Origin of the sequence: Dongia sp. (genome assembly GCF_041906375.1) — a bacterium.
In the GTDB taxonomy this organism is placed as follows: Bacteria; Pseudomonadota; Alphaproteobacteria; order Dongiales; family Dongiaceae; genus Dongia.
In genome coordinates this window covers 706088-723376 of record NZ_JAYRJJ010000002.1, presented here as the reverse complement: position 1 = coordinate 723376, position 17289 = coordinate 706088, and the positions used below count along the sequence as shown (strand labels likewise).

Here is a 17289-nt window from a genome sequence, read left to right as displayed (position 1 = left end):
GGGAGCACTTGGACTCCCTCCGGGGCTGCGGCGGGAATCCAAGCAAACACGAGATAGCCAAGCGGCTTGGGATCAACGGCGCCGACAACGATTGGGCGCTGGACCGCGGCTACCCGAATAACGGTTATGAAGCCCAACTGATACGTCGGCGAGGGGGTGCCTGGATCAGGCAAAACCGATCCCGACGCCGCGTACAGAGAGGCGACATGTAAACATACATTACACGCCTAAATATTACGAAAGGCTGAAGGAAAACACTTGGATTGCGCATTTTCTCAACCTCGCGTTAACTTTCTCTCCGGTGCAATTCCGACACCGTCGCCGTCGAACGAGGTCTCGCACACATGCCAGAACGATTGCCGACCCGGCGTCATTCCCTCTTGCCCGCCGTTTTTTTTGTGGCGCTGCTGGGCATGGCGATGCTGCTGCCAGCCGGTAAAGCCCAGGCCCAGAATGCCGATTTCGACGCCTGCCTCGCCTTCGACCGCAAAGCCTGCGATGCCGTGCTGGGAGCCCAGGCCGGCAATCTCACCGCCCTTTTCATGCGCGGCCTCGCCGCGGAGCTGGCCGGCGATGATGCCGCGGCCCTCCAGGATTTCGATGCGACGGCGGGGCGAGAGCCGCGGCATTTCGGCGCACAGCTCTGGCGCCATGTTGCGGCAGCGACCCTGAAGCAGAGCCGCGCCGCCGAGCTTTCCGCCTATCTGGCGAATGCCAAGCAACTGCCAGCCTGGCCGCGCGCCCTGGCGGAGCTTTACCTCGAAGAAGCGAGCCCCGAGGCGACGCTGGCCCTGGCCGAGGCGCAGCCGCAGGCGGCACGGGCGGAAGCGGTCTGCGCCGCTGAATACCACATCGGCCGGCATGCCTATCTGAAAGGCGATGTCGAGGCCGCCAAGACCCATTTCCACGCCGCCCTTGCGACCGGCGCCGCGCATGTCTTCGAATATCAGGCGGCGGAACGAGCGATGGCGGGGATGAAATAGAGGCGTCACTGGCGGCCCCCCCTCCCGACCTCCCCCCCTGAAGGTGGGAGGAGTTTAGAGCGAGCTGGCTCGATCGGCCTCGATCCAAAGCCCTCCCACCTTTAGGGGGGCGGAAGCGAAAATTCTTGCAAACGTCCAGTTCCACTCCGCGACGTGGGCACCCTTGCCACCACCCCCCATTTCCCCTAGGTTCCGCCCGCTTTTCCTCGAAAAAGGTGGTTCATGTCGCGCGATATCAAGAAGGTTGTGCTGGCCTATTCCGGCGGTCTCGATACTTCGGTCATTCTGAAATGGCTGCAGGAGACCTACCGATGCGAGGTGGTGACCTTCACGGCCGATCTCGGCCAGGGCGAAGAGCTGGAACCGGCGCGGAAAAAAGCCGAGATGCTGGGCATCAAGGAGATCTTCATCGAGGATCTCCGGGAAGAATTCACCCGCGATTTCGTCTTTCCGATGTTCCGCGCCAATGCGCTCTATGAGGGCCAGTATCTTTTGGGCACCTCGATCGCCCGCCCGCTCATCGCCAAGCGCCAGATCGAAATTGCCAAGTTGACCGGTGCCGACGCGGTCTCGCACGGCGCCACCGGCAAGGGCAACGACCAGGTCCGTTTCGAGATCGGTTATTACGCGCTCAACCCGGAAATCAAGGTGATCGCGCCCTGGCGTGAGTGGGACCTGACGTCCCGCACCAAGCTCATCGAATATGCCGAGAAGCATCAGATCCCGGTCGCCAAGGACAAGCGCGGCGAAGCGCCATTCTCGGTCGATGCCAACCTGCTGCATTCCTCATCCGAAGGCAAAGTGCTGGAAGATCCCTGGCAGGAGCCGGAGGAGATGGTCTATCAGCGTACCATCTCGCCGGAAGCGGCGCCCGACAAGGCGACCTATATCGAGATCGGCTTCCTGAAGGGCGATGCCGTTTCGATCGACGGCGAGAAGCTCTCGCCCGCCAGCCTGCTAACCAAGCTGAACGCGCTCGGCAAGGCCAACGGCATCGGCCGCCTCGACCTCGTCGAGAACCGCTTCGTCGGGATGAAGTCGCGCGGCGTCTATGAAACCCCGGGCGGCACGATCCTCCATGCCGCCCATCGCGGCATCGAGAGCATCACGCTCGACCGTGGTGCCGCGCATTTGAAGGACGAACTGATGCCGCGCTATGCGGAGCTGGTCTATAACGGCTTCTGGTTCAGCCCCGAACGCGAGATGCTGCAGGCCCTCATCGACAAAAGCCAAGAGCATGTCGAGGGCACCGTGCGCCTGAAGCTCTACAAGGGCAATGCGACCGTGGTCGGCCGCAAGTCGGAGAAGTCGCTCTACAGCCTGAAGCACGTCACCTTCGAAGACGATGCCGGTGCCTATGACCAGCGCGATGCGCAGGGCTTCATCAAGCTCAATGCGCTGCGCCTGCGACTGCTGAAATACGGGCGGGGTTAAAGGGTCTGCGCGGGCTTCGAGCTAGGGTGTATCAAGCAGGGATCAAAGCGATGATCGTGACGACCACACCGAGTATCGAAGGCAAGCGCATAGTCGACTATCGCGGTGTCGTCGCCGGCGAAGCCATCCTCGGCGCCAACATCTTTCGCGATATCTTCGCCGCGGTGACCGATATCGTCGGCGGTCGTTCTGGCGCCTATGAAGCGTCGCTGCGCGACGCCCGCGAGACGGCCTTCAATGATTTGCGGGAGGCCGCGCGCGAAGCCGGCGGCAACGCGATCGTCGGGGTCGACATCGATTACGAAGTGATCGGCAAGAACGGCAGCATGCTGATGGTGAGCGTCAGCGGGACTGCGGTCGTCGTCGAGTAACGGACGCGCATTCTCTTCGCTTCGTCCCGTTTACCCCAGCAGCGCACGGCGCAGGTCGCGCTTCACATGCCAGGCCATCAGCTTGCCGAGGCGCGCATTGCCGAGCGGTGCGCGTGCCGTGCGCTGGATGATGTCGAGATCGGGCGCGCCATTGGCCTCGATGATGCAGGGACCGTCCGCCAGAATGGCGATATCCCAGCCGATGACGGCGAAATCGCTGAAGTGCGGATGCGCGGTTTCCACCAGCTCGCGTGCGTCCTGCCAGCAGGGCAGGACGCGACCGATGATCGGGGCGCCGGTGATGGGATGCTCGGTGAACCAGGCGGTGGTCGGATTGAGGCCGAGGTCGGTCGCCGGCCCCAGTGTTCCGGTGACGATATCGACCGCCGCGGCAATGCCGCCGGCATGGAAATTGTCGACCGGGGAGCCTGACACACGCGGCATGCGGAAGGCCGCGTTGGTCACCTCATAGCCGCCGCTTTCATTGCGGCAGGTGACGATGCGGATGGTGGTGAGTGTTCCGCAGCTCACGCTCTGAAGATCCGGATGGCTGGTGAGGGTCTTCTGCACCAGCATGCTGAGCTCGGCCGATTGCTCGACGACCGCCTGGCGCAACGCGCCGGGCGTCATGTGCCGGCCGTCGGCATGGACAAAGATGCCTTCCGCATATTGCCATTTGACGGCACCGCGGCCGCCGCTGCCTTTACGGGGCTTGATGAACAGATCGCAAGACGGCAGTTCCGTGGTCTGCGCGAATTGCGGATCGGGCTTGCCATCGGCGGCGGCAAAGACGACGGGGGCCACGGGCAGGCCCAGTTCGCGGCAACGATCGTGGAATTCAAGCTTCTCGCTGAGGCGCTGGCCGGTGCTCCGATGCATGATCTTATAGGCCGCAGCCTTGGTCTCGCTGCGTTGCAGATAAGCGCCGGCGACGCGCGCACATTCGGGATCGAAGAGCTCGAACAGATAATAGGTATGGGGCGCCAGGCCGAACCGCCACATGAAGCGCATCTGTTCGGCCAACTGGCGCAGCTTGGACTTGCCGGTCCGTGCCTTGATGCCGGGGCCAAGCTTGCGCGTGATGCGGTAAGCGGCGGCGACGCCGCCGATGCCGTTGCCGAACATGAGGCCCTGGACCGCGCGCCGGAAGCGGCGGCGGCTCAGATTGGGCGAGCTGAAGGCCGCCGTGGTGAAGGCGAGCTGGGCGGCTCGCAGGCAGGCGGCGGGTTCAGCGATGCCTTCCGCCAGAGCAATCTGTGCCCGCAAGGCATGGCGGGCCGAGATCTCGGCAGCGAGGGCGATGAAGCCCAGCAGGTATAGCTGCAGGAAAGCGAATTCGAGCAGATCCGAGAAATTGTCGTAGGTCTGCGCATCAACCCCGAAATGATGCCGCAGATGCGGCTCGCCGATATCGAGGCCCACGGAGATGCTCTGCAGCGCAAAGGCAATCGCCAGCAGCGACAGGATCGGGGTGACCCTGCGGGTGACGTGAACCTTGCGGCGCGGCCGCAGGCGCGCCACCGCCATGACAAAGGCGCCAGCCGCCAGCCAGCACATCAGGTCGCCGATCCAGGCCGGCGAGACCTGGGATTCAAAACGCTCGAACATGCCGCCGCCGATTTCGGAGGCGACGAAGACAGCGCAGAAAGCGGCCGCGACCAGCCAGAAGGCGCGCCCGAAAGGATCGGCCTCGGCCGAGTCGGCGCCGTCAGGCTGGGGTTTCGCCTGCCGGGCGAGCGCCAGGGCCAGCAACATGCCGAAGGCGTAGACGATGCCGTTCACATGATCGACCAGGTCATGATGCGTGATCTCGGCGCCGAGGAAGGCAATGAGCGCCAGCGGGATCAGCAGCGCCCAGAGCAGTACCGAGCCGATGAGGCCGCGAGGATCGAGCGAGGGAGCGGTCAAGGTGGTCATGAAAAGACGAAGATCCTTTTAAGGGCAGCGGCGTTGGCGCGGCGGTCCCGCTGGCGCCAGTTGGGCCCGGATATTAACGAAAGCGAGGGGGCGATGCAGCTTTAGCCGCAATCTGGTGACCCTTTCCTGACAATAAGCTTACAAACGCCTTAACGCCACCCGTTTGCGGGTTAATTGATTGTTCCAACAGGATATTTAACAGCAGCAACCTTCCCGGCCTCCGACCCTGCCGGCGTCCGGCCGATCACGCAGTTTTGTTACCTTTCTCGGCACCAATCCAAGACTCTTTTGTTAAATTCAGTTAGAAAAGCGCCGGCTGCCGCAGGGTGAGGGCACGGCTTGCCGGTTCTGAAAGACAGCACGGCTTTGAGCGCAGGGACGGGCGGTTGTTGGCATCATGACGAGATCGCGTAAAGATTGGCGCCAAGTTTGGCAGCATCACTGGCAGCGTTGGCGCATCCCGGCAACGGTGGTGGGCAGCTGCTATGCGCTGGCCTATGCCGTCTCGGCGCTGGGCTTCGGCGTCATCGTCGAACCACTCCGGGCGCTCATCGATCTCATCTTCCTCACACTCATCGCGCGGCTGGTCTTTTCGATCTCGCGCAAGGTCTGGGCCTTTGCCGCCCTGATGGCGCTCCTCATCGGTGCCTTCTTCATCGGGTCGAGTGCCAAGATCGCCCTCCTTGGCCGGCCGGTCATGCCGGACGACATCTACAGCGTGGTGGCGCTGGTCCGCATCATGGGCTGGCTCGGCTGGGTCGTCGTGGCGCTGCCGCTGATGCTGATGGCCGGGCTGCTGCTCGGCAATCTCAAGCTGCAGGGGCGTGCCGCCAAGGCGTCGCTGGCGACGCTGGTGGCCTTGCCGCTGGGCTTTGGCGCTTTCGGCGAGACGGCGCTGCGCGGTGCCGACATCGCCATCGGCAACCATCCCTGGGACCAGCGCGAAAACTTCACCATGCGCGGACCGGCCCTGCATATCCTGCAGGAGACCCTGCGCGCATATGCGACGCGCAAGCCCGCGCCGGACGAGGCGCAGGTGGCGGCAGCCCTCGACCGGATCAATGCGCGTTCCGGCGGTGACCTCGCGGCCGCCCGGCACCGTGATCCGGCCGTGCAGCCGGTGGCCTTCGATGCGGCGAAGCCCCGCAATGTCCATATCATCCTGCTGGAGAGCTTCTGGGACCCGACGCCGCTCCTCGCCCAGGACCGGAGCGAACCGCTGCTCGATCCGCGCTTCTACAAATTGTGGGACGAGACCGGACGCAGCACGGCGATGTCGCCCACCTTCAGCGGCGGTACCGCCAATGCCGAATTCGAGGTGCTGTGCGGTTTCCCGGTCGACAGCTGGGCGGTGAAATTCGAGCAGGGCTTCAACACGGCGCCGTGCCTGCCCGCCCTGTTGCAGGGGCAGGGCTACCGCACCGTCGCCTCGCACCCCAATGCGCCGGGCTTCTGGAACCGCATCAACGCCTATCGCCGCATCGGTTTCGAGACCTTCTGGTCGAAGGCCGACTTCACGCTGGACGAGATGATCGTCTGGATGCTGTCCGACCGGTCGCTCTATCGCCAGATCGCCGCCAAGCTGAAGGCCGATGCCGACCGGCGCCCGGTGCTCGATTTCATCGTGACGCTCTATGGCCATTGGACCTATGACATGGTGCCGGAGCGGCCCGCCGTGGTGCCGATCGATCCGGAACGCACGGAACTCGGCCAGTTCGCCACGGCGATGCATTACAAATCGATCGAACTGATGGACGAGATCGAACGCCTGCGGCGCGACGATCCGACTTCCCTCATCATCGCCTTCGGCGATCACTTGCCTAACCTCGGCTATAATTGGGGCGAGTATAAGAACAACGGCTTCTTCGCCGGCGGCTGGGGCGATTTCTCGCCCGCCATGTATGCCCGTTCGCGCACCACGCCGCTCATCGTCATCGACGGTGAACGCGGGCCGCTGAAACTGGGCACGCAGCCGCTCTATCGCCTCAACCAGCTGGTGCTGGACCGATTGGGCGTCGATTTGCCCAATATCGGCGCGCTGGTGCCGCCGCCCGAGGACCTCGTCATCCGTCCGGTCCCGGACACGGTGATCGGCTATGACGCTGCCGGCCAGCCCTTCCTGTGCAATCCGGGTGTCACCGCGGGTACCTGCGGCGGTGTGCAGAGCTGGCTTGAGGATGTGAAGCTGGTGGCGCGCGATATCTTCGACGGCGACGGCCATGCGCTGGGTCTCATCGAACGGCATCGCCACCCGGTCACCGCGACGCTCAAATGAATCGGCTGCTGCGGCATCGCCGGCTTTTGCCTGTCTGGCTGCTGCCTGTCGCCTCGACCGCGTTTTTCTATGGCGCGGCCTATTTCGCCTCATCGTTCCTGTTCAACGTCGCCATCGTGCCGCGGCGCGTGCCGGCCGATTTCGCGGCCCTGCTCCTTGTCTCGCTGCTGCTCTTTGCCTTGTCGCGGCGGATCTCGCTGTTCCTGATTCTGCAGGCGCTGCTGGTGGCGACCTTCTATGTCGGCAGTGCCGCCAAGAGTGCGATCACCGGCCGCCCTTTGATGCCGGAGGATATCTACAGCCTCGATGCCTTCATCCGGCTGATGGGCCCGCTGGGCTGGGCGGTGGCCGGGTTGCCCTGCCTCCTCATCCTCATTCTCTTCTTCGGCAATCTGCGCTTTGCCGGGCGGTTGCGGCAATCGGTGCTGGCGACGGCCACGGGCCTTTTCTTGAGCGCCGGTGCCGGTTCGATCGGCCTCATCGACTGGATGGACCAGATCTGGGGCGACAAGCCCTGGGATCAGCGCGAGAACTATGTCTGGCGTGGTGGTACCGTGCATCTGCTGCAGGAACTGGTGCGCGTGGTGGCGCTGGCGACGCCGGCACCCAAGGCGGATGACGTGGCGGCAACGATCGCGCGGCGCATGGAAGCCAGCGAGCCGGCGCAAATGGCGGGGCATCGGCGCAACCTTCATGTGGTCCTCGAGGAGAGTTTCTGGGACCCTGCGCCATTGACGGCAGCTGGGCTGAAGGAATCGCCGCTCGATCCGCGCTTCCTGAAATTGTGGGCGGCGGCCGGGCATTCGACGGCGATGTCGCCGGCCTTCGGCGGGCAGACTGCCAATGCTGAGTTCGAAGTGTTATGCGGCTTCCCGCTGGCACAGGGTGCCGTGCGCTTCGAGCAGCCGCTCAATGACGACCTGCCCTGCCTGCCGCGCCAGCTGGCCCGGGCCGGCTATCGCACCGTGGCCTCCCACCCCAACACGCCGGGCTTCTGGAACCGGCAGGCGAGCTATGACCGCCTGGGCTTCGAGACCTTCTGGTCGATCGCCGATTTCGCACTCGACGACATGACGTCGATTTTCCTCTCCGACGCCTCGCTGCACCGGCAGGTGGCGGAAAAGCTGCAAGCCATCCGGGATGCGCGGCCGGTCTTCGACTACACGGTGACCTATTACGGCCATTGGATGTATGACGTCGACGACAAGCGCCCCCTGGCCATCGACACCAAGAGTGCCGTCGACGAGGTCCGGCGCTATGTCTCCGTGGTGCATTGGAAGTCGCGGGAGATGATGGATGCGATCGACCGCTGGCAGCGTGAGGATCCGGATTCGGTCATCGTGGTCTTCGGCGATCACCTGCCGTTGCTGGGGCAGAACCTCGCTGGCTATGCCGAATCGGGATTCCTCGGCGGGCCTGACGATCATGTCTCGCCGGCCCTGCAGGCGCGCAGCACGCAGACGCCGCTCATCGTGATCGACGGGCAGAATGGCCCCTTGCGCGTCGGCAGCCTGCCCATGTACCGCCTGCCCTCGCTGCTCCTGGATCTGGTCGGCGTGACTGAGAAGGGCATTGCGGATCTTGCAGCACCCCCCGCCGGCCTTACCCTGCGACCGCTGCCCGGCCATATCGTCGGTCTCGATGCGGCTGGGCAACCCTTCCTGTGCCAGGGCGCGGACACCGCTTCACCCTGCGACCGGGTGGCGCAGTGGCGCGCGGATACGGATCTTCTCGCCCATGACATCTTTGCCGGCGCCGGCCATGCCGCAGCCTGGCCGGGAACGGGCGCTGCGAATCTCGTGGCGAAAGCCAGATGACGGACCGGGCAACGGTGTCGGTCCGGCCGCTTCTGGCGGCGGACGTCGACGCGGTGCAGGAGATGGTGCTGGAATTCGGCACCTTCATCCGCAGCCTCGGCGACAATTGGCAGCACAGATTTACGGCTGAAAGATATCTGGCCGATGGCTTCGGCCCCCATCCGGCCTTCCGCGGCTTTATCGCCGAAAGAGGCGGGGCGGCACTCGGCTATCTGCTGATGGCGCCCAATTACGATGTCGATCAGGGTATTCGCATCGAAATCGTCATCGACCTCATGGTGCGCGACAAGGCGCGGCGCAGCGGTGCCGGCCGCGCCTTGATGGCCGCAGCGGCGCGCGCCGCGCACGACGGCGGGGCCAGCCAATTGCTGTGGGCGGTATATCGTCCCAATGTCCTGGCGGCCGCGTTCTACCGCGCCATCGGTGGCCGCATGGTCGCGGACCTCGATTGGATGTATCTCGACCTCGCCGACGGAATGCCAGATCTCTAAGATATCGGGCCTCTAACCAGTCTTTAATCATATCGCGGTGATATGGGGGCGGAGGAATATCTTGCCGCAATTCCCGACTCACGGCCCGACTCACAGCCCAACTCACGGCCCGGCTCACAGCTTGCGTTTCGTGCGCCGCTTCGCCGTGATCGGCGCTGTCATCATGCTGCTGTCGGTGGGATTGATCGCGCCGATCCGCTTTCATCTGGAACAGCGCGACATTCGCGCGACTGCCGAGGCGTACAACGAGAGTCTGGCCAATACGCTGGCCCTGTTCATTCGCGAACGGGTCGGCATTCTTCTGCAGGATGACCAGCAAGCTGCCAGCCGGCAGCAGTCGGACGGCATAGAGCGGACGCTCGATACGGCCTTTGCACAACTGGGGCGCGGTTCAGCCCTGCTCAAGGTAAAACTCTTCGACGCCAAGGGCACGCTGATCTATTCAACCGAGGCGGAAGAGATCGGCGAGGAGGGCGACGAGGAAGACTCGGCCTTCGCGCGTGCCTTTCGCGACAAGGTTGTCGCCAGCGACGTCACCTTTCGCCCGCAGATCGATACGGTGCATGGGAAGCTGACCAACCGCAATGTCGTTGCCAGCTATATTCCCATCTTCGGCGACGCCGCGCGCACCAATTTCATCGGTCTCTTTGAAATCTACAGCGATGTCACCGATCGCGAAGTGGCCTTCCGACAATCCGTCCTGCTGGAGACATTGCTGACGCTCTCTATCGTCGGTTTCGGTTATGCCGGGCTTATGCTCGTGATCCTGCTCGGCGCCCGCGACATCGACCGGGCACATCAGACGAGCCTCGCCATGACGGCGTCGATGGCGGCGCTGCGGGCGGCGGCGGATGCCAAGACCCGGTTGCTCATGTCGATGAGCCATCATCTCAAGACACCGCTCAATGCCATCATCGGCTTCTCCGAGATGATCGAAAGCGAAAGACTGGGGCCGATCGGCGACAAGCGCTATGTGCGCTATGCCGGCGATATTCTCGATTCCGGGCGACGCCTGCTGCGCGGTGTCGACAATATTCTCGACTATATCCGGGTCGATAGCGGTGTGGTGCGGGCGGCGGTCGATCTCATTGCCCCGCAGCAATTGTTGCTGGCTGTCATCCGCGAGGTAGCCGATACCGCCCTGGCGGCCGATGTCTCCATCGCCTGCCAGGAACTGCCGGCGGAGCTTGCCTACGTAAAGACGGATCCGCGCTATCTGCGACAGATCCTGCGCAACCTTGCCGACAACGCCATTCGCTACAACAAGGCCGGCGGGCATGTCTGGCTGGGTGGATATGTACCGGGGCCGGACATGGTGGCCTTCACCGTGACCGATGACGGCGTCGGCGTCGCCGCCGAGGAACTGCCCGGCGTCTTTGTGCCCTTCGGGCAGAAAACGGACATTCTGACGCAGTTCCAGGACGGTTTCGGCATCGGATTGCCGCTTTGCCGGCGCATCGCTGAAATGCTGGGCGGCAGCCTGACCTTGGAGCGGCGCGCGGAAGGTGGCATGCTGGCGACACTCATTCTGCCGCGTGAATACGAGGAACCGGCAGCGACCCCCGTTTAGGTCCAGGGAGCGAGGCAATGCACCGCGCCGTCTATCAGGTCCTGTGGGGGCTCGCGGGGTTTCTCATGGCGGTCGCTGCACTGCCGCTGCCGGCCGCGGCGCTGGACGTCAGCGGACCCCATTTCATCGACCAGGGCCAGATCATCCGCCTCAAGGGCATCGCCATGGGTGATGTGGGTGATCTGCCGGCGAACGAGAATCCCTATCCTGAGATTGCCCGTGATTGGGGTGCCAATATCGTGCGTCTGTCGATCCATCCCGGCTTCTGGCGCGACGATGCGGTGGGGGCGCTCGCGCGCCTCACGCAGCATGTCGAATGGGCGCGCAGTGCCGGCCTCTATGTCATCATTGACTATCATGCCATCGGCTGGCCGGACGGATATGTCCAGGACAAGTTCGTGGCCTCCGATACCAAGACCACGGATTGGTACGATACGCGCATGACGCTGGCGCGGGACTTCTGGCGCGCTGTTTCCAGCACCTTCAAGGACAATGGCATCCTGTTCGAGTTGTGGAACGAGCCGGTTTCGAGCAATGAGGAACAGCCCTTGAGCGATGGGTCGCGCTGGCGCGCGCTGCTGCCGTTCTGGCAGGAACTGACACGCCTCATCCGCAGCGAGGGCAACAGAAACGTGATCCTGGCGGCGGGCGCGCAATGGGCCTTCGATCTTTCAGGTGTCGCGGAAACGCCGCTTTCCGACCCGCATACCGCCTATGTCTGGCATGTCTATCCGGGGGGCGACCTTGCGCCTTACGAAGGCACACTGGCGACATTGCGGGAAGAAAAGGCCGTCATCGTCACCGAATGGGGTTTCGAGCCGGGCTCCAAGGAGCATTGGAGCGGAACCGCCAAGAGTTTCGGCGAGCCCTTCGCCGCCCTGATGGATGCCTATAAGCTGTCCTATACGGGCTGGTGCTGGAATGTCGATTACGGCCCGACCTTGAGGAAATCGGATGGCCATTCGCTGACGCCCTGGGGCGCCTTTCTCAAACGTTACCTGCGCGCGAACTGAGCCCGCCTTCCACGCCGCCGTCATTGATGGTGGCGTTTTCCACCAGGGGCAGGCGGATGGTGACGCGCGTTCCCTGGCCCGGCTTGGACGCAATGGTCAGCGTGCCGCCATGCAGATCGATCAGTGATTTGGCGAGCGGCAGGCCGAGGCCGGAACCGTCATGGCGGCGGGCATAGGCGTTGTCGAGCTGGCCGAAAACGGTGAGGGCGCGCGGAATGTCGGCTTCCGCCATGCCGATCCCGCTGTCGGCGACGACGATCTCGGTGCCACCCATGATGGCGCTGCCGCTGATGCGGATTTCGCCACCGGGCGGCGTGAATTTCAAGGCATTGCCGATGAGATTGACCAGCACCTGCTTGAGCGCACGCGGGTCGGCCCAGAGGTTCAATGCCGGTACATCGTCGGCAATCAGCACCAGGCCGTTCTGTTCCGCCTGCACCTGCACCAGCGCCAGGCATTCGGCGACCAGCACGCGCAGCGGTACGGTCTCGCAGACGATCTCCATGCGGCCGGCTTCGACCTTGGAAATGTCGAGCACGGAATTGATCAGCGACAGCAGATGCTGCCCGCTGCGCCAGATATTGTTAGCATATTCGACATAGCGCTTCTCACCGAGTTCGCCGAAGAGTTCCATCGCCATCGCCTCGGAATAGCCGTTGATGGCGTTGAGCGGCGTGCGCAGTTCATGGCTCATATTGGCCAGGAACATGCTCTTGGTCCGGTTGGCGCGTTCGGCCGCTTCCTTGGCGGCGCGCAGTTCGACCGTGCGGGCGGCGACTTCGCGCTCCAGTTCCTGGCGGGCGCGGTCGGCCTCGGAATGGCGCGACCGCTCGCGGTCGACTTCCAGGCGCAGCCGGTCGAGGCGGATATCGGTGCGGCTATTGAGCAGATCCGCTTCCAGCTGGCGCAGCGCTTTGAGGTGCGCCAGTGCCGCTTCGACCGCGCCGGCGCTTTCACAGATGCGTGCCAGTTCCGCGTGGCATTTCAAAGTCAGATCCTGGATGCCGGCGACGATGGCGTCTTCCAGTGCCTCGGTCAGCAATGCGTGTGCCTGGTCGTAATCGCCCAGCGCGTCGCGGGCGCGGCCGAGATGCATGAGGCAGCTCACCCGCTCATAGGGAGATTCCGCGCGTGCCAGTGCGTGGCGGGCGACGGCGGCCGTGGCAAGGCTTGCTGCCGCATCGCCCTGGCGGGCCTGTGCCAAGGCTGCCATGCTGTGGCAATAGGCTTCGAGATTGCCGTTGCCGATCGAGCAGACCAGATCGAGCACGCGGCCGATGGTGGCGAGCACCCTGCCGTCATCCCCGGCCTCGATGCAGGCGTCAAGGAGGCCGCAGCCCAGATGCGCCCTTGAGCGCGTGACGGCGTGGCTCGGCGGCAGTTCGTCGAGCAATGCCAAGCCGTTTTCAAAGGCCGCGATGGCTTCGGCATGATAGCCGCGCCGGCGCATGATGTTGCCGGTATCTTCGAAACAGATGGCGCGGAAGAAGATGTCGCCCGTTTCCTCGAACAGGGCATGGGCCTGCTGGTTGCAGTCCAAGGCCTCGTCGAACAGGCCTACTTCGTCATAGATGGCGGCATAGGTCCTGAGTGCGATGCCTTCGCGCTGGCGGTCGCCGCAGGCGATGAAGAAGCCGTGGCTCGCCTCCAGATTGGCCAGCGCATCGGCATATTGGCACATGATCCGCTGCTGGCGCGCGCATTCCAGCCGGCAAACGGCGATCAGTTCCTCATCCCCCTCTTCGAGGGCGAGCGCCAATGCCCTCAGCGTGAGATTGAGAGTCTGCGCGTGGCTGCTTTCAAAGGTGGCATCCGCCTCCTCCAGCAGCGTGTCGATCCTTGTCTTTGCATCCTCTGTCATGGCGGACAATTGCGCTCCTGCGGAGGATGAAATGCAACTACATATGAATCGGCTTGCCGGTCACGGCCATGGCGGCTTCCTTGATCGCTTCGTTATGGGTCGGATGGCCGTGGAAGGCGCGTGCCACGTCTTCGGACGAAGCCTGGAATTCCATCGCCATGACGCATTCGTGGATCAAGGTGCCGGCGCCGGCACCCAGGATATGGGCCCCGAGCAGGCGGTCGGTCTTGGCATCGGCCAGCAGCTTGACGGTGCCGTCGGTATCGCCCGCGGCCTTGGCGCGCGAGTTCACCATGAAGGGGAATTTGCCGACCTTGTAATCGATGCCGGCGGCCTTCAATTCCTCTTCGGTCTTGCCGACCGAGGCCAGCTCAGGGCTCGTATAGACGATGCTGGGGCAGGTCTCGTAATTCACATGACCCTTCTGGCCGGCGAGGATCTCGGCGAGCGCCACGCCTTCTTCCTCGGCCTTGTGCGCCAGCATGGGGCCGGCGATGACGTCGCCGATGGCATAGATGCCGGGAACATTGGTGGCAAAATGGCCGTTGGTGGCGACACGGCCCTTCTCGTCAAGCTTCACGCCGGCCTTGTCGAGGCCAAGACCCTCGACATAGGGGCGCCGACCGATCGAGACCAGGACGACATCGGCAATCACGGTTTCAGCAGCGCCGCCTTTGGACGGTTCGACAGTGAGTTCCGTCTTGCCGCCTTTAGCTTTGGCGCCGGTGACCTTCTGGCCAAGGCGGAATTCCATCCCTTGCTTGGTAAGGATCTTCTGGAACATCGCGCCGATTTCACCGTCCATGGTGGGGACGATGCGGTCGAGAAATTCGATCACGGTCACCTTGGCGCCCAAACGCCGCCAAACCGAGCCGAGCTCCAGGCCGATGACGCCGCCGCCGATGACGACCATATGTTCGGGGACCTTCTCCAGGCTCAAGGCGCCGGTCGAGGTGATGATCTTCTTCTCGTCGATGGTGAGGCCGGGAAGCGGGGTCGAGTCCGAGCCGGTGGCGATGACGATGTTCTTGGCGCTGATCGTCTGACTGGTTTCGCCGGTCACCGCAATCTTGCCGCCGCCCAGCAGCGCGCCATTGCCTTTGAGATAGGTGACCTTATTCTTCTTGAAGAGGAATTCGATGCCCTTGGTGAGGTCCGAGACCACCTTGTCCTTGCGCGCCAGCATGGCCTTGAGGTCGAGGGCAACGCCGGCGACCTTGATGCCGTGGGCCGAGAGATGATGGCCGGCTTCCTCGAACTTCTCGGAGGAGGCGAGGAGCGCCTTCGACGGGATGCAGCCGACATTGAGGCAGACGCCACCCAGGCTGCCGCGCTTTTCGACGCAGGCCACTTTCAATCCCAGCTGCGCCGCCTTGATGGCGCAGACATAGCCGCCGGGGCCACCGCCGATCACGACGACGTCGAAGATTTCTTCCGCCATAATACGCACTCCGTTTCTCGCAGCGCCCTTGAGCGCGCATCAGTGATCCATTTTGTCATTCCCGCGAAAGCGGGAATTCATCGGCCCTCGGATGCCCGCTTTCGCGGGCATGACAGTCAAATTCAAGACGCCTCAAATATGCGGTCCCCGGATGAGGACCACGGCGCGCTCCTGGCGCGGGCCGTATTTCGCCATGTTCATGAATGCCGCGTGGGTGGCGGCACGGCCGGTCTGGAACCGGGCCGTCTGCCCCTTGTTGCGCGAAATCCACGGGTCGTTGAGATAGACCTGATGATCGTCGCTATCGGCGAAGACAAGCCAATGCGGTGTGTTGTCGCCATGGAAGGCGCGGGTCGTCACCAGCACGATCGGAATGGCGCCTTCGGCACGGGCCTGGGCAAGGTCGGCCACATCCCATTTGCGAACCTCGATCGGCAAAGCCAGTTCGCGCACGCTCTGGGCATCCGCGTCCTGCATCAGCTTGCCGGCTTTGCGCCATTCCGACTTCTTCTGATAGTCGAGCAGGATGGCGCCCTTGTGCGAAAGCCAGATTTCGGCATGGAAGCCCCGGCGCCAGGCTGCAAGTGCGATGCCGTAGGGCGACGAGCCGGCATGGCCGGCGCCCATATAGACCGTGTTGGCCTCGCGCCAGATCTGCAGTTCATGGACCCGGTCGAAAGGGGTCGACGGATCGAGCCCCTTCATGGCCATGAGAAGGGAGGCGGCACCGCAGGTGAAGTCGGTGCTCTGGTTGTAATAGGGCAGGCGCTGCCGCTTTGGCTTGGCGGCAGCTTTCTTGCGATCGGCTTTCGCCGCAGCGCGCGCCATCGAGATCAGAGCTCGATCAGCAGGCGCTGCGGATCCTCGAGGCACTCCTTCATGCGCACCAGGAAGGTGACCGCCTCGCGGCCGTCGATGATGCGATGGTCGTAGGACAGCGCCAGATACATCATCGGTCGCGCCTCGATCTTGCCGTCGACCACCATCGGCCGCTGCTGGATCTTGTGCATGCCGAGGATACCTGATTGCGGCGGGTTGATGATCGGCGTCGACATCAGCGAGCCATAGGTGCCGCCATTCGAAATGGTGAACGTACCGCCGGTGAGGTCCTCGATGGCGAGCTTGCCATCGCGGGCGCGCTTGCCAAGCTCGGCGATGCCGGATTCGATTTCGGCAAAGCTCAGCGCATCGACATTGCGCAGCACCGGCACGACCAGTCCCTGCTCGGTGCCGACCGCGACGCCGATGTCGTAATGGTTCTTGTAGATGATGTCGTCGCCGTCGATCTCGGCATTGACGGCGGGGATCTCCTTCAGGGCCTGCAGGGCCGCCTTCACGAAGAAGGACATGAAGCCCAGCTTCACCTTGTGCTTCTTCTCGAAATTGTCCTTGTACTTGTCGCGCAGGGACATCACGGCCGTCATATCCACCTCGTTGAAGGTGGTGAGAATGGCGGCGGTGTTCTGCGCCTGCTTCAGGCGTTCGGCGATGCGGCGGCGCAGGCGCGACATCGGCACGCGTTCCTCGCGCTCGGCGAGATTGCGCGGCACATGCGGCACGATGGGGGCCGGGGCCGGCGCGGGGCGCGCTGCAGCGGGTGCGGCCTTCTGCTTTTCCAGATGATCGAGCACGTCGCCCTTGGTCAGGCGCCCGTCCTTGCCGGTGCCGGCGACGGCGCTGGGGCTGACACCGCTTTCGTCGACCAGTTTCTTCACGGCCGGGGAGAGGCGATCGTCACCATTGCCGGCCGGCGCTGGCGCTGCCTTGGTCGGTGCTGCCTTGGCCGGAGTTGCCGCTGCAGCGGCGGGCTTGGCGGCCGGGGCCGCAGCCGCACCACCCGCGGCGATGTTGCCGATGACGGTGCCGACATTCACCGTGGTGCCGGCCGGGGCAATGATCTCGCCCAGGGTGCCGGCGGCGCTGGCAAAGACCTCGACGGTCACCTTGTCGGTTTCCAGCTCGACCAGGGCCTCGTCCTTCTTCACCAGATCGCCGACATTCTTCATCCACTTGGCGATCGTCGCTTCCGAGACCGATTCGCCGAGGGCGGGGACTGTGATCGGGGTTGTCATCTTCTTTCTCCCAAAGCCGATAGTTTGAGGGCGCTGCCGGTAAC

Annotated in this window: 13 protein-coding genes; 8 read left to right on the top strand and 5 right to left on the bottom strand. The window is 63.7% G+C overall.

Annotated elements, in window-relative coordinates:
* The first annotated feature begins 380 nt into the window (after positions 1–380).
* The 3 genes from ACE3OA_RS10200 to ACE3OA_RS10190 all read left to right on the top strand — a co-directional run bounded on the left by ACE3OA_RS10200 (position 381) and on the right by ACE3OA_RS10190 (position 2788).
* Positions 381–983 carry a hypothetical protein gene (locus tag ACE3OA_RS10200; protein WP_374310632.1) on the top strand — a complete coding sequence of 201 codons (603 nt, stop codon included), beginning with the start codon at positions 381–383 and terminating at the stop codon, positions 981–983.
* Positions 984–1205: 222 nt separating this feature from the next.
* Positions 1206–2417 (top strand): argininosuccinate synthase, encoded by a 1212-nt coding sequence (locus tag ACE3OA_RS10195; RefSeq protein ID WP_374310631.1) that lies wholly within the window; start codon positions 1206–1208, stop codon positions 2415–2417.
* Between the two features lie 50 nt (positions 2418–2467).
* On the top strand, positions 2468–2788 hold the full coding sequence (locus ACE3OA_RS10190; RefSeq protein WP_374310629.1) for a heavy metal-binding domain-containing protein: 321 nt from the start codon (positions 2468–2470) through the stop codon (positions 2786–2788).
* 30 nt (positions 2789–2818) lie between these two features.
* Here the strand turns inward: ACE3OA_RS10190 and ACE3OA_RS10185 are convergent, their stop codons facing one another.
* On the bottom strand, positions 2819–4705 hold the full coding sequence (locus ACE3OA_RS10185; RefSeq protein WP_374310628.1) for a sugar-transfer associated ATP-grasp domain-containing protein: 1887 nt from the start codon (positions 4703–4705) through the stop codon (positions 2819–2821).
* 397 nt (positions 4706–5102) lie between these two features.
* Between ACE3OA_RS10185 and ACE3OA_RS10180 the strand changes: the two genes are divergently transcribed.
* The 5 genes from ACE3OA_RS10180 to ACE3OA_RS10160 all read left to right on the top strand — a co-directional run bounded on the left by ACE3OA_RS10180 (position 5103) and on the right by ACE3OA_RS10160 (position 11871).
* Positions 5103–6980 (top strand): LTA synthase family protein, encoded by a 1878-nt coding sequence (locus ACE3OA_RS10180; RefSeq protein ID WP_374310627.1) that lies wholly within the window; start codon positions 5103–5105, stop codon positions 6978–6980.
* Positions 6977–8797, top strand: a complete 1821-nt coding sequence (locus ACE3OA_RS10175) for an LTA synthase family protein (RefSeq protein ID WP_374310626.1) — start codon at positions 6977–6979, stop codon at positions 8795–8797. Before ACE3OA_RS10180 ends, ACE3OA_RS10175 begins: the two co-directional genes overlap by 4 nt.
* Entirely contained in the window at positions 8794–9288 is a 495-nt protein-coding gene (locus tag ACE3OA_RS10170) for a GNAT family N-acetyltransferase (RefSeq protein WP_374310625.1), read from the top strand. Before ACE3OA_RS10175 ends, ACE3OA_RS10170 begins: the two co-directional genes overlap by 4 nt.
* A gap of 130 nt (positions 9289–9418) precedes the next feature.
* A complete protein-coding gene (locus ACE3OA_RS10165; RefSeq protein WP_374310903.1) occupies positions 9419–10858 on the top strand; it encodes a sensor histidine kinase in 1440 nt (479 codons plus the stop codon).
* 17 nt (positions 10859–10875) lie between these two features.
* Entirely contained in the window at positions 10876–11871 is a 996-nt protein-coding gene (locus tag ACE3OA_RS10160) for a glycoside hydrolase family 5 protein (protein ID WP_374310623.1), read from the top strand.
* Here ACE3OA_RS10160 and ACE3OA_RS10155 read toward each other — a convergent pair.
* From ACE3OA_RS10155 to odhB, 4 genes are all read right to left on the bottom strand, one after another.
* The gene (locus tag ACE3OA_RS10155) at positions 11846–13732 is read right to left on the bottom strand and encodes an ATP-binding protein (RefSeq protein ID WP_374310621.1); all 1887 of its coding nucleotides are present in this window, start codon (positions 13730–13732) and stop codon (positions 11846–11848) included. The two genes, ACE3OA_RS10160 and ACE3OA_RS10155, sit on opposite strands and share 26 nt — an antisense overlap.
* 37 nt (positions 13733–13769) lie before the next feature.
* On the bottom strand, positions 13770–15173 hold the full coding sequence (lpdA, locus tag ACE3OA_RS10150) for a dihydrolipoyl dehydrogenase (protein ID WP_374310618.1): 1404 nt from the start codon (positions 15171–15173) through the stop codon (positions 13770–13772).
* A gap of 132 nt (positions 15174–15305) precedes the next feature.
* Complete coding sequence (locus tag ACE3OA_RS10145; RefSeq protein ID WP_374310616.1) at positions 15306–16001, bottom strand: peptidase C39 family protein; 696 nt, start codon at positions 15999–16001, stop codon at positions 15306–15308.
* Between the two features lie 5 nt (positions 16002–16006).
* On the bottom strand, positions 16007–17245 hold the full coding sequence (odhB, locus tag ACE3OA_RS10140; RefSeq protein WP_374310614.1) for a 2-oxoglutarate dehydrogenase complex dihydrolipoyllysine-residue succinyltransferase: 1239 nt from the start codon (positions 17243–17245) through the stop codon (positions 16007–16009).
* Positions 17246–17289: the final 44 nt, after the last annotated feature.